This window comes from Microbacterium natoriense (assembly GCF_030816295.1).
In the GTDB taxonomy this organism is placed as follows: Bacteria; Actinomycetota; Actinomycetes; order Actinomycetales; family Microbacteriaceae; genus Microbacterium; species Microbacterium natoriense_A.
In genome coordinates, this window is record NZ_JAUSXV010000001.1 from 225,852 (window position 1) to 238,204 (window position 12,353).

The 12,353-nt window shown below is 69.4% G+C and carries 11 protein-coding genes; 10 read left to right on the forward strand and 1 reads right to left on the reverse strand.

Annotated elements, in window-relative coordinates:
- Positions 1 to 5 precede the first annotated feature (5 nt).
- The 5 genes from QFZ53_RS01035 (at position 6) to QFZ53_RS01055 (ending at position 4,958) form a co-directional block, all read left to right on the forward strand.
- Positions 6 to 1,496: an ABC transporter substrate-binding protein gene (locus tag QFZ53_RS01035; RefSeq protein ID WP_307292574.1), complete on the forward strand. Its 1,491-nt coding sequence runs from the start codon at positions 6 to 8 to the stop codon at positions 1,494 to 1,496.
- A 78-nt stretch (positions 1,497 to 1,574) separates the two neighbouring features.
- Positions 1,575 to 2,534 carry an ABC transporter permease gene (locus tag QFZ53_RS01040; protein ID WP_307292575.1) on the forward strand — a complete coding sequence of 320 codons (960 nt, stop codon included), beginning with the start codon at positions 1,575 to 1,577 and terminating at the stop codon, positions 2,532 to 2,534.
- Positions 2,531 to 3,385, forward strand: a complete 855-nt coding sequence (locus tag QFZ53_RS01045; RefSeq protein ID WP_307292578.1) for an ABC transporter permease — start codon at positions 2,531 to 2,533, stop codon at positions 3,383 to 3,385. Before QFZ53_RS01040 ends, QFZ53_RS01045 begins: the two co-directional genes overlap by 4 nt.
- Positions 3,382 to 4,188 carry an ABC transporter ATP-binding protein gene (locus QFZ53_RS01050; protein ID WP_307292581.1) on the forward strand — a complete coding sequence of 269 codons (807 nt, stop codon included), beginning with the start codon at positions 3,382 to 3,384 and terminating at the stop codon, positions 4,186 to 4,188. The genes QFZ53_RS01045 and QFZ53_RS01050 overlap by 4 nt, the downstream gene beginning before the upstream one ends.
- Entirely contained in the window at positions 4,185 to 4,958 is a 774-nt protein-coding gene (locus QFZ53_RS01055; RefSeq protein WP_307292584.1) for an ABC transporter ATP-binding protein, read from the forward strand. The genes QFZ53_RS01050 and QFZ53_RS01055 overlap by 4 nt, the downstream gene beginning before the upstream one ends.
- Positions 4,959 to 5,032: 74 nt before the next feature.
- Here QFZ53_RS01055 and QFZ53_RS01060 read toward each other — a convergent pair whose 3' ends face one another.
- A complete protein-coding gene (locus tag QFZ53_RS01060; protein ID WP_307292586.1) occupies positions 5,033 to 6,367 on the reverse strand; it encodes an HNH endonuclease signature motif containing protein in 1,335 nt (444 codons plus the stop codon).
- A gap of 214 nt (positions 6,368 to 6,581) precedes the next feature.
- Between QFZ53_RS01060 and QFZ53_RS01065 the strand changes: the two genes are divergently transcribed.
- From QFZ53_RS01065 to QFZ53_RS01085, 5 genes are all read left to right on the forward strand, one after another.
- Positions 6,582 to 7,250 carry a sirohydrochlorin chelatase gene (locus QFZ53_RS01065; RefSeq protein ID WP_307292587.1) on the forward strand — a complete coding sequence of 223 codons (669 nt, stop codon included), beginning with the start codon at positions 6,582 to 6,584 and terminating at the stop codon, positions 7,248 to 7,250.
- A gap of 343 nt (positions 7,251 to 7,593) precedes the next feature.
- Complete coding sequence (locus tag QFZ53_RS01070) at positions 7,594 to 9,315, forward strand: nitrite/sulfite reductase (RefSeq protein WP_307292589.1); 1,722 nt, start codon at positions 7,594 to 7,596, stop codon at positions 9,313 to 9,315.
- Positions 9,312 to 10,052, forward strand: a complete 741-nt coding sequence (locus QFZ53_RS01075; RefSeq protein ID WP_307292590.1) for a phosphoadenylyl-sulfate reductase — start codon at positions 9,312 to 9,314, stop codon at positions 10,050 to 10,052. Before QFZ53_RS01070 ends, QFZ53_RS01075 begins: the two co-directional genes overlap by 4 nt.
- Entirely contained in the window at positions 10,049 to 10,999 is a 951-nt protein-coding gene (cysD, locus tag QFZ53_RS01080) for a sulfate adenylyltransferase subunit CysD (protein ID WP_292904779.1), read from the forward strand. The genes QFZ53_RS01075 and cysD overlap by 4 nt, the downstream gene beginning before the upstream one ends.
- Positions 10,999 to 12,342, forward strand: coding sequence for a sulfate adenylyltransferase subunit 1 (locus QFZ53_RS01085; protein ID WP_307292592.1), 1,344 nt, complete (start codon positions 10,999 to 11,001; stop codon positions 12,340 to 12,342). Before cysD ends, QFZ53_RS01085 begins: the two co-directional genes overlap by 1 nt.
- Positions 12,343 to 12,353 lie beyond the last annotated feature (11 nt).

Here is a 12,353-nt window from a genome sequence, read left to right on the forward strand (position 1 = left end):
CCCCTGTGAAGAAGTCCCTCGCGCTCGGCGCGACCATTCTCGTCTCGGCCCTCGCGCTCGCCGGCTGCTCGGCCGGCGGCGGCGCGTCCGCCGACGGTCCGGATGCCACCATCCACATCGGATCGATCTACGAGCCCGTCAACCTCTCCAATGTCGCGGGCGGTGGCCAGGGCGTCACCGAGGCCCTGACAGGCAACGTCTACGAGGGCCTGTACAAGCTCACCGATGACGGAGAGGTCGAGCCGCTGCTCGCCGAGAGCGCCGACGTCAGCGACGACGGCCTGACGTACACGATCACGCTGAAGGACGGCGTCGCCTTCCACTCCGGGAAGAAGCTGACCTCGGCCGACGTGAAGGCGAGCATCGAGGCCGTCACCGCCGAGGAGTCGCAGTCGGCGCGCAAATCGGCCTTCGAGGTGATCACGAGCATCGAGACCCCCGACGACGCGACCGTGGTCTTCACGCTCTCGCAGCGCTCGATCTCGTTCCTCTACAACCTCAGCTACGTGTGGATCGTGAACGCCGACGCGACAGACCTGGAGACCAAGGAGGACGGCACCGGCCCCTACACGCTGGACGAGTGGAAGAAGGGCAGCACCCTGACCCTCGACCGCTGGGACGACTACTGGGGCGAGGCGGCCAAGAACGCCGAGGTCGTCTACACGTACTTCACCGATGCGACAGCCGAGAACAACGCCCTGCTCACCGGTGAGATCGACCTCATCACGAGCGTGCAGAGTCCGGATGCCCTCGCGCAGTTCTCGGGCGACGACTACGTGATCTCGGAAGGCACCTCCACCACCAAGGAGCTGCTGGCGTTCAACGACCGCGTCGCACCGTTCGACAACGCCCTCGTGCGCAAGGCGATCTACTCCGCGATCGACACGAAGAAGCTGCTGAACTCCATCTGGGGCGACTACGGCACACTGATCGGCTCGATGGTCCCGCCGACCGACCCCTGGTACGAAGACCTCACCGCTGTGAACCCGTATGACGTCGACCTCGCCACGCAGCAGCTGGCCGAGGCCGGGTACCCGGACGGCTTCGAGTTCACGCTCGACACCCCCAGCTACGACCCGCACCCGGCCGTGGCCGAGTTCCTGCAGTCGCAGCTGGCCGAGGTCGGCATCACCGTGAACATCAACACGATCAGCGCCGACGAGTGGTACACCAAGGTGTTCAAGGAGCAGGACTTCGAGGCGACGCTGCAGGAGCACGTCAACGACCGAGACGTGGTCTGGTACGGCAACCCCGACTTCTACTGGGGCTACGACAACGCCGATGTGCAGCAGTGGGTGGCCGAGGCGGAACAGGCCACGACCACCGACGAGCAGACCGAGCTGCTGAAGAAGGTCAACGAGCAGATCGCTGCGGACGCCGCAAGCGTCTGGCTGTACCTGTATCCGCAGATCGTCATCGCATCCAGCGACGTCACCGGATACCCTGTCAACGGCCTGAACTCGCAGTTCTTCGCCTACGACATCGTCAAGTCCTGACCTTCTCGACGCCTCGTGGATGTCGTGCCCTCCGGGGCGCCGTCCACGAGGCGTCGCCCGTTTCGTCCCAGAGAACCCATGCTCGCCTATCTCGCCCGTCGTTTCGCGTTCCTCGTGGTGTCGCTCGTCGTCGCCATGATCGTGATCTTCGTGCTGCTGCGGCTCCTCCCCGGCGACCCGGCGAACGCCCTGCTCTCCGTGAACGCGACCGATGAGCAGATCGCCGCGGCGCGGGCCCAGGTGGGATCGGATCAGCCGCTGCTGCAGCAGTTCCTCACCTGGGCGGGGCAGATGCTGCGGTTCGACCTCGGCAGCAGCTACATCTCGACTCTGCCCGTCGGGCCCGAGATCTCCGCACGGCTGGTCGTGACCCTGCCGCTCACGTTGCTCGCCTTCGCACTCGCGTTGGTGCTCTCGCTCGTTCTCGGCATCACGGCCGCGGTGAAGGCCCACCGCTGGTACGGCGCGCTGCTGAGCGGCTTCGCGCAGCTCGGCATCGCCGTCCCGGTGTTCTGGGTGGGCATGATCCTGGTCTGGATCTTCGCACTCGGACTGGGCGTCCTGCCCTCGGGCGGATTCCCGCGCGACGACTGGGAGGATCCCGCCGACGCTCTGCGTTCGCTGACCCTTCCCGTGATCACGATCGCGCTCGTGATGAGCGCTTCGCTGAGCAGATACGTGCGCTCCGCCACCCTCGATGTGCTGGGCAGCGACTATCTGCGCACCGCGCGCGCCGGCGGATCAGGGGTCGGCGAGGCGCTGCTGCGTCACGGCCTGCGCAACGGCGCGGTCCCCGTGATCGCCGTGCTCGGCATCGAGCTCTCGACCACCCTGCTCGGCGCCGTCGTCGTCGAGAGCGTGTTCACGCTGCCGGGCCTGGGCAGCATGCTGCTGAACGGCATCGCGCAGCACGACTTCGCGAACATCCAGGGCGTGCTCGTGGTGAGCACCCTGTTCGTGCTCCTGGTCGGCTTCCTCGCCGACATCGTCCAACGACTCGTCGACCCGCGACTGCGTGCCAGGGTGGCCGTCCGATGACCGCGGTGGTCGAGCAGGTGACGGACGCCGCACCCCGACGTCGCCGTCACACGACCCTGGGCCTCGGTCTGGGCTTCACCGGCGTCATCGTCCTCCTCGCTCTCGTCTCGCTGTTCTGGCTGCCCTTCGACCCCTCCGACATCAGCGGCGGACGCCTCGAAGGTCCGAGCCTCGAGCATCTGCTGGGCACGGACAAGCTCGGGCGCGACCTGTTCACTCAGCTCATGATCGGGGCCCGTATCGCGCTCATCGTCGGCACCGCATCCGTCGCCCTCGCCGCCGTGCTGGGTGTCGCGATCGGCCTGACCGCCGCCTTCGCCCGCCCCTGGCTCGACGACTCGCTCTCGGCCACGCTCGACGTGATCATCGCGTTCCCGGTGCTGCTCCTGGCGATGCTCGTGGTCGCCGTGCAGGGAGCCTCGCTGTGGTCGGCGATCCTCGCGATCGGACTCGCCATGTCGGCCGTCGTCGCCCGACTCACCCGCATCCTCGCCCGCCGCGTGCTGCACGAGCAGTTCATCACCGCAGCGCGCACCAGCGGCACCCGTCTTCCGGGGATCGTCTTCTTCCATGTCCTGCCGAACATCGCGCCGGCCCTCGGCGTGAACCTCGCCCTGCAGTTCGGCGCCGCCGTGCTGGCCGAGGCGAGCCTGTCGTATCTGGGGCTGGGCGCACCGCCGCCCAACGCATCCTGGGGGCGACTGCTGCAAGAAGCGCAGGGCACTGTGCTCACCGCACCGGTCGGGGCCATCGCGCCCGGAGTCGCGCTCGTCGTGCTCGTGCTCGGTGTGAACTTCATCGCCGACGGCCTGCGCGATTTCGCAGACCCGACTCGCAGGAGGAACCGATGAGCCTTCTCGAAGTCGCCGGCCTCACTGTCACCGCGGGCGGTCGACGTCTCGTCGACGACGTGTCGTTCACCGTCGCGGCGGGTGAGCGCGTCGGTGTGATCGGCGAGTCCGGGTCGGGCAAGTCGGTCACCTCGCTCGCGATCACCGGGCTCCTCGGCGGAGGGCTCGAGACATCCGGATCGGTCCTGCTGGACGGCACGCAGGTGATCGGAGCCCCGGATCGGATGCTGCGGCCGCTGCGCGGCCCGGTCGCCTCGTTGCTGTTCCAGGAGCCGCTGACCGCCCTCGACCCGCTCATGCGGGTGGAGCGCCAGATCGCGGAGCCGATCCGGCGCCACCTCGGTCTTCGAGGCGCCGCACTGCAGCAGGCCGTGCTCGGCGCCCTGAACGATGTGTCCCTGCCCGACCCTCGCATCGCCCGCGCATTCCCGCATGAGCTGTCGGGCGGCCAGCGGCAGCGCGTGGCGACCGCGATCGCCCTCGCGGCGAGCCCGAAGCTGCTGATCGCGGACGAGCCGACGACGGCGCTCGACGTGACGGTTCAGGACGAGATCCTGACGCTGCTCGAGCGCCTGGTGGCCGAGCGTGACATGGCGCTGCTGTTCATCAGCCACGACCTCGCGGTGGTCGCGCGGATGACGCAGCGCGTGGTCGTGATGCGACGGGGCGAGGCCGTGGAGCAGGGACCGATCACCGAGATCCTCGGCGACCCACAGCATCCGTACGCCCAAGGCCTCGTGGCGAGCGCCCGGGCGCTGGACTCGGCGCTCGACGCCCCCGCCACCCCGGGAGTGGTGCGATGACCGCCCTGCTCGAGCTTCACGACGCCCGGTTCGCCTACGGCCGGCGCACTGTCATCGACGACGTCACACTCGGTGTCTCTGCCGGTCAGGCACTGGGCCTGGTCGGCGAGTCCGGAGCGGGCAAATCGACGATCTTCTCCCTGCTCCTCGGACTCGCCGCGCCGCACGCCGGCGCAGTGCTGTTCGACGGCGCCCCGTTGGACCGGCGCGACCGACGCATGATGCGCCGGTTCCGCACCGAGGTGCAGACGGTGTTCCAGGACCCGTACTCCTCGCTCGACCCGCGTCAGCGCATCGACCGCATCGTGGGCGAACCGCTGCGGTCCCTGGGGATCGCCCGCGGCGCCGAGGCGCAGCAGTCGGTGGCGGAGGCCGTGCGCTCGGTCGGCCTCGACGCCGACGCCCTGCACCGGTACCCGCACGAGTTCTCGGGCGGCCAGCGCCAGCGCATCGCGATCGCCAGGGCCATCGTGTCGAAACCGCGCGTCCTGCTCGCAGACGAGCCGGTCAGCGCACTCGACGTCACCACCCGCATCCAGGTCATCGAGCTGCTGGCCCATCTGCGCGCCGAGACCGGCATGGCCCTCGTGATGGTGTCGCACGATCTGAGCGCGGTCGCCGCCCTGTGTGAGCGGACCGTCGTGCTGCAGGGCGGGCGCGTCGTCGAAGAGGGGGCGACCCGCGACATCCTCGACGCCCCGACGACCGCCTACACGCGCACCCTCGTCTCGGCGATCCCGCGGTTGCCGCGGTTGCCGCGGGAGGCCTGATTCGGGCACGCCCACGCCGAAGGTGGGATCACCCCCGCCGCGAGCACCGAGGTGCAGCCGCAACGGGTGCGACCTCAGAAGGGCGGCTCGGGTTCGTCGGGAGCTTCGGTGAACGTCACGGTGTTCACCGGCGGAGGCCGGTCGATGTAGATCTGTCCGGTCGGGCTCGTCCACGAGTAGACGCCGCCGTCGAGGTGTTCGACGTGCCACGGGGTGTGATGCTTCAGCACGTGGTGTCTTCGGCACAGTGCACCGAGGTTGGCGTCGGTCGTCTCGCCACCGAAGGCGTGGTCGATCGTGTGGTCGAGGTCGCTGTCTCGGGCCGGCATCCCGCATCCAGGGAATCGGCACCGCTGGTCCCTGGCCTGGAGGTGTCGCCTCAGGTCGGCGGAGGGCCGGTAGCGGTCGACGGCGAGCACGCCACCGGTGACAGGGTGGGTGAGCACGCGATCCCAACCGGATGCTGCACCGACCAGCGCCTTCGCCGTCGCGTCGTCGATCGGGCAGCGGCCGTTCAGCTCGGCAGGAGTGCTGTCGACGCCGGCGAGGCTGAGCACCGGGACCGTGACGGACACGGCCGCTGTGATCGCGGCGAGGAGCCCCTCAGGGGTGTCGTGCCCGGCCGGAGCACCGGTGAGGAGCATGTCGAGAGCGAGATCGCAGCGGATCTCGTCGAAGGTCCGAGCGTCGGGCACCACGTCCGGTTCTGTGGCGGAGTCGCCTGTCGCCGCAGGACCGAACGACGCGCCCGTTGGCACGCAGGAGCCTGTCTGCAGCGCCCTGCCCATCGCGGTGATCCGGTCGTACGCACCGTGGATCAGCGCCGCCGGGCCGTGCATGCCGAGCTCGGCCATGCCGTCAGGGCGATCATTCACCCAGATGCGGCGCTTCGTCCGAGCGTCCTTGTGCCGATCGTCGAGACCGCGCGGCTGGAACCGCTCCGCGACGCGCCGCGCCATCCGCCCCACTCGATTCGGGGACTCCGTCTCCGCGAATCCGATGATCTGCTCGGAGTAGGCGTCCCGGTCGGCCGCGTCATCGAGATGCTCCCCGGCCTCGACGATCACGCGCGCATGCCCGGCGCTGATGCGGCCGGCACCCTGTGCCTGCCACACCCGCGGGAATCGCTCGACCAGGAACGACGCCTCCGCCATCCGGCGCTGCACCGTCCGGTCGGACACCCGCAGCGCCGCCCCCAGCTCCGCGGCCACCGTGCGCGTGGACAGGTCGCCGAAATCCTCGTGACCTGCTTCATCTGCGACCTGCAGCGCCAGACGTGACGCGGTGGCGAGAATGCCATCGCGCACCGCCTGCAGCTGACCGATCGTGCGGTCGACATCGACGAGCATGCCGGTGAGCGCGGCCAGCGCGTCCACCTGTTCGATCGTCGCGTCAACCAGTGCCGTCATACCTACATCATGCTCGGGGCCTCCGACATTGACGCCCTGATCAGGGGCTGAAAACGGGCAGAATCATCACGGAAGGGCAACGAAGCGCGAATGCTCCGAAACGGGCGTTTCGTCTCGCTTCGCTCGCTCGACGACCGCAGGCTCGGGATCCGGCACCTGGGCGAGGACGCCCCGCTGAAACACCGCAGTCACACATACCCTTTAGAGTCGCTGCATGGCTCGACCCTCGCTCCTCGCCGTGTCGCACGGCACCGCCGACGTCGAAGGCGCCGCGGCGATCGCCGCCCTCGTCGCGCAGGTGCGCTCGGCCCTCCCCGACGTCGACGTGATCGAGGCCTTCGTCGATGTGCAGCAGCCGGACGCCGCCGAGCTCGCCCCGCAGCTCGACGGGCCGCTCGTGATCGTGCCGCTGCTGCTGTCCAGCGGGTTCCACGTGCACCACGACCTGCACGGCATCGCGAAGACCCGCCCGTCGACGGTCATCGCGGATCCGATGGGCCCCGATCCGCGCCTCGCCGACGTCCTCGCCCAGCGACTGCCGGAAGGCCAGGATCCGGTGATCCTCGCGGTAGCCGGCTCGCGCGATCCCCGTTCACTGACGGATGCCGAGGGCATGGGCGCGCTTCTCGAAGAGCGTCTCGGCCGAGACGTGCACCTCGCTTACCTCGCCGCGCGGCAGCCCGACCTTCCCTCGGCCCTTGCCGAGCATCCTGACGCGATCGTGTCCACGTACCTGCTCGCCCAGGGATACTTCTTCGACCTCGCCCGGCGGCAGAACGCCGATCGCGCGCTTACGATGCCGCTCCTCGACGGCGGCCCCGTGCCGCAGCCGCTGATCGACCTCGTGGTCGCCCGCTACGAGGCTGCCGCGGCCCGGCTCTGACGGCCCTCCCGCCGCCACCGCGCCGCATCCCGTTCCGGTTGCAGTTCGTGCCGTCGCAGCATCCGTCTCCCTCGTTCCGGGCGCAGTTCGCGTCGCCGAATTCGCGGTCGCCCGGCAGGAACTGCAACCGGAATGAACGGCGCACCGCTGGAGCGGCACGAACTGCGACCGGAAGGGCGCGGTGGCCCGCGCAGCACAGAACCACCGCGAGCACCAGACCCCGACGTCATATTTCACGTTGCGTGACGTCATATGACGCTCCTTGACGTCACATGTCCGTTCGAGTTCTTGAACGCGGTGCAACCTCCATAGCGTGATGCGAAGCCATCCCAGGGAGCAGTGCATGACGATTCAGCAGCCGACGCCGATCCGCGGTGCCCGCACGCGCACCGCGCGCGTCCCCACGAAACCCCACGGCCAGTGGGCGGTCGACGGCAACGAGCCCCTGAACGGCAACGAGGAGTGGAAGCTCGACGACAACGGGCTCAACGTGCGCGAGCGCATCGAGAACGTGTACGCGCAGGGCGGCTTCGAGAGCATCGATCCGACCGACCTGCACGGGCGCTTCCGCTGGTGGGGTCTGTACACCCAGCGCAAACCCGGCATCGACGGCGGCCGCACCGCCCAACTCGAGCCGCACGAACTCGAAGACGAGTACTTCATGATGCGTGTGCGGATCGACGGCGGGCAGCTGACGACCGAGCAGCTCCGCGTGATCGGCGAGATCTCGACCGAGTTCGCCCGCGATACGGCCGACATCACCGACCGCCAGAACGTGCAGCTGCACTGGGTCGAGGTGCAGAGTGTTCCCGAGATCTGGCGCCGCCTCGAGGCCGTCGGCCTGAGCACGACGGAAGCGTGCGGCGACGTGCCGCGCGTGATCCTCGGCTCGCCGGTCGCCGGCATCGCCGCCGACGAGCTGATCGACCCGACGCCGCAGATCCGCGAGATCGCCGACCGCTTCATCGGTGACGTGACTCTGTCGAACCTGCCCCGCAAGTACAAGACCGCGATCACGGGCCACCCCAGCCAGGACGTGGTGCACGAGATCAACGACTGCGCCTTCGTCGCGGTCGAGCACCCCGAACTCGGCATCGGCTACGACCTGTGGGTCGGCGGCGCGCTCTCGGTCGTGCCGCGACTCGGAGAGCGGCTGGGCGTCTTCGTCACCCCCGACCGCGTGGCCGAGGTGTGGCACGGCATCACCCAGATCTTCCGCGACTACGGCTACCGCCGCCTGCGCAACAAAGCCCGCCTGAAGTTCCTGCTCGCCGACTGGGGTGTCGAGAAGTTCCGCGAGGTGCTCGAGACCGAATACCTCGAGAGTCCGCTCCCCGACGGCCCTGCGGCTCCCAAGCCCACGAGCCTCGGCGATCACGTCGGCATCCACGCGCAGAAGGACGGCAGATTCTTCGTCGGCGCAGCTCCCCTGGTCGGCCGCGTCGCCGGCAGCACTCTCACCGCCCTCGCGGACCTCGCCGAGGCGCACGGCTCGCAGCGCATCCGCACGACGCCGCATCAGAAGCTGCTCGTCCTCGACATCGAGGAGAGCCGGGTCGAGAGCCTGGTGAAGGGACTCGACGCGATCGGGCTGTCGGCTCGCCCGAGCCTGTTCCGCCGCGGCACGATCGCCTGCACCGGCATCGAGTTCTGCAAGCTCGCGATCGTCGAGACCAAGGTCAACGCCGCGAAGGCCATCGAGCAGCTCGAGGAGCGCCTCGGCGCGCTCGAGCCCGAGATCGGACGTCCGATCACACTGCACGTGAACGGGTGCCCGAACTCCTGCGCCCGCATCCAGACCGCCGACATCGGCCTCAAAGGTCAGCTCGTGCTGATCGACGGCGAGCAGGTGCCCGGTTACCAGGTGCACCTCGGCGGCGGACTCGCGAACGTCGATCGCGAAGAAGCAGGACTCGGCCGCACGGTCCGCGGTCTCAAGGTGCCGGCAGACGGCATCGCCGACTACGCCGAGCGCGTCATCCGCCGCTACCTCGCCGACCGCGAGAGCGCCGGCGAGACCTTCGCGAACTGGGCGCACCGCGCCGACGAGGAGGCGCTGCAATGAGCACTCCGGTGACCATCCGTCCGGCCCGCCGCTCCCGCGAGGAGCTCCAGGCGCTCGCCGAACGCGGCAACGTCGAGCTGCGCAGCCGGCAGCCCGACGAGGCGAGTCCCGCCGAGGTCGCCGCGTGGGTGGCCGAAAACTTCGCCGTCTCGCAGGCCGCGGTCGCGTGTTCGATGGCGGATGCTGCGCTCCCGCGCCTCGTCGCCGAGCACCTCCCCGGCGTCGACGTGCTCTTCCTCGACACCGGCTACCACTTCGCCGAGACGACGTTCACGCGCAACGAGGTGGCCGAGAGCCTCGACGTGAACATCGTCGATGTGAAGCCCGAGCAGACCGTGCGCGAGCAGGATGCCGAATTCGGCAAGAACCTCTTCGAGCGCGATCCCGGCCTGTGCTGCGCGCGCCGCAAGGTCGAGCCGCTGCAGCGCGCGCTCGGCGAGTACGAGGTGTGGTTCACGGGCGTCCGCCGTGAAGAGGCGCCCACCCGCGCCGAGACCGAACTGATCGTCTGGGACGAGCGCAACGGCCTCGTCAAGGTGAACCCGGTCGCGGCCTGGACCTTCGACGATCTCATCGACTACGCCACCGTGCACGAGGTGCCGGTGAACCCGCTCATCGCGAACGGCTACCCGTCGATCGGCTGCGCGCCGTGCACGAAGCAGGTCGCCCCCGGCGAGGACCCCCGGTCCGGCCGCTGGGCCGGCCTGTCCAAGACAGAATGCGGACTCCACCTATGAGCACCATCACCCGGTCGTTGAGCGAGGAGCGCAGCGACGAGACGAAACGCCCGCAGGGTCTGTCCGCCCTCGACCAGCTCGAGGCGGAAGGCATCCACATCATCCGCGAGGTCGTCGCCGAGTTCGAGCGCCCCGTGCTGCTGTTCTCCGGCGGCAAGGACTCGGTCGTGGTGCTCCACCTCGCCGCGAAGGCGTTCGCACCGGGCAAGGTGCCTTTCCCGGTGCTGCACGTCGACACCGGCCACAACTTCCCCGAGGTCATCGCGTTCCGCGACGAGACCGTCGCCCGCCTGGGCATCGACCTCGAGGTCGCGCGGGTGCAGGACTACATCGACGACGGCCGGCTCGCCGAGCGCCCCGACGGCACCCGCAACCCTCTCCAGACGCAGCCGCTGCTCGACGCGATCGCCGCAGGCAAGCACGACGCCGTGTTCGGCGGGGCCCGCCGCGACGAGGACAAGGCCCGCGCGAAGGAGCGCATCATCTCGCTGCGCGACGAGTTCGGCCAGTGGGACCCGCGCAACCAGCGCCCCGAGCTGTGGAGCCTGTACAACGGCCGGCACCTGCCCGGTCAGCACGTGCGAGCCTTCCCGATCTCGAACTGGACCGAGGCCGACATCTGGAACTACATCGACCGCGAGAACATCGCCCTGCCGCCGCTGTACTACGCGCACCAGCGCGAGGTCTTCCGCCGCGACGGCATGTGGTGGGCAGTCGGCGAGTTCTCGCAGCCGCGCGCCGGTGAAGAGGTCGTCCGCCGCACCGTGCGCTACCGCACCGTCGGCGACATGAGCTGCACGGGTGCGGTGGAGTCGGATGCCGCGGACACGGCATCCGTCGCCGCCGAGGTGCAGCGTTCCACCCTCACGGAACGCGGCGCGACGCGCGCCGACGACCGGATCAGCGAGGCCGCCATGGAGGATCGCAAGAAGGACGGGTACTTCTGATGAGTAACCTCGCTGCAGACGTTTCGTCTCGCTCCGCGCGCTCAACCGCCAGCGAGCGCGCCAGGACCCTGTTCCGGTTCGCGACCGCCGGCTCCGTTGACGACGGCAAGTCGACGCTCGTCGGCCGACTGCTGCACGACGCGAAGGCGATCCTCGCCGACCAGCTCGAGCAGGTCGCCGCGACCAGTCGCCAGCGCGGCTTCGCGCACGGCGAGTTCGACTTCGCCCTGCTCACAGACGGCCTGCGCGCCGAGCGCGAGCAGGGCATCACGATCGACGTGGCGTATCGCTACTTCGCGACCGACCGGCGCAGCTTCATCCTCGCCGACTGCCCCGGACACGTGCAGTACACGCGCAACATGGTCACCGGCTCCGCCACTGCCGACGCCGTGATCGTGCTCGTCGATGCACGCAAGGGCATCATCGAGCAGACCCGCCGCCACCTCGCCGTCGTCTCGCTGCTGCGCGTGGCCCACGTCGTCATCGCGGTCAACAAGATCGATCTGGTCGGCTTCGACGAGAACCGCTTCGTCGAGATCGAGCTCGAAGCGGCACGCGTCGCCGAGCAGCTGGGTCTGCCCGGCATCCACGTGCTGCCCGTCTCGGCTCTCGAGGGCGACAACATCGTCGATCGCTCCGAGCGCACGCCCTGGTATCAGGGCCCGACCCTGATCGATCTGCTCGAGTCGCTGCCCACCGCGGTCGAGATCGAAGACACCGCCGCCCCCTTCCGCCTGCCCGTGCAGCTCGTGCTGCGCCCGCAGGGCGGCCTGTCGCCCGAGATCGCCGACCCCGAGCGCTATCGCGACTTCCGCGGATTCGCCGGGCGGATCGCCGCGGGCACCGTGAGCGTCGGCGACTCCGTCGACGTGTTCCCCGGCGGACACTCCACCACGGTCACCGGCATCCACATCGCGGGGCAGGAGGCGGATGCAGCCACGGCCGCGCAGTCCGTGACCCTCACCCTCGCGGACCAGATCGATGCCGCACGCGGCGCCGTGATCGCCGCATCCGGCACCATCCCTGCCGGCCGCCGGGAGGCCGTCGTCGAGCTGTTCCAGCTCGACCCGCGTGCGACCACCGCCGGGAGCAAGGTCCTCGTCAAGCACGGCACTGCGACCGTGCAGGCGCTGATCGCCGAAGTGATCGACCGACGCGACCTCGAGACGCTCGCCCATCACGACGCCGAGTCGCTCGCCGTGAACGAGATCGGGCGCGTGCGCCTGCGCTTCGCCGCGGACCTGCCGCTCGAGCCGTATGCGCAGAGCCGTGAAGGCGGCTCGCTCGTGCTCATCCACCCCGCCGACGGCGCGACGCTGGCCGCAGCGACCGTCGAGGACTGACCTGCACCACC

Coding starts and splice junctions, on each gene's coding strand:
- cysD (WP_292904779.1), top strand. CDS start 10,049: ATGAGCACCATCACCCGGTCGTTGAGCGAGGAGCGCAGCGACGAGACG.
- QFZ53_RS01055 (WP_307292584.1), top strand. CDS start 4,185: ATGACCGCCCTGCTCGAGCTTCACGACGCCCGGTTCGCCTACGGCCGG.
- QFZ53_RS01070 (WP_307292589.1), top strand. CDS start 7,594: ATGACGATTCAGCAGCCGACGCCGATCCGCGGTGCCCGCACGCGCACC.
- QFZ53_RS01075 (WP_307292590.1), top strand. CDS start 9,312: ATGAGCACTCCGGTGACCATCCGTCCGGCCCGCCGCTCCCGCGAGGAG.
- QFZ53_RS01040 (WP_307292575.1), top strand. CDS start 1,575: ATGCTCGCCTATCTCGCCCGTCGTTTCGCGTTCCTCGTGGTGTCGCTC.
- QFZ53_RS01060 (WP_307292586.1), bottom strand. CDS start 6,367: ATGACGGCACTGGTTGACGCGACGATCGAACAGGTGGACGCGCTGGCC.
- QFZ53_RS01045 (WP_307292578.1), top strand. CDS start 2,531: ATGACCGCGGTGGTCGAGCAGGTGACGGACGCCGCACCCCGACGTCGC.
- QFZ53_RS01050 (WP_307292581.1), top strand. CDS start 3,382: ATGAGCCTTCTCGAAGTCGCCGGCCTCACTGTCACCGCGGGCGGTCGA.
- QFZ53_RS01065 (WP_307292587.1), top strand. CDS start 6,582: ATGGCTCGACCCTCGCTCCTCGCCGTGTCGCACGGCACCGCCGACGTC.
- QFZ53_RS01085 (WP_307292592.1), top strand. CDS start 10,999: ATGAGTAACCTCGCTGCAGACGTTTCGTCTCGCTCCGCGCGCTCAACC.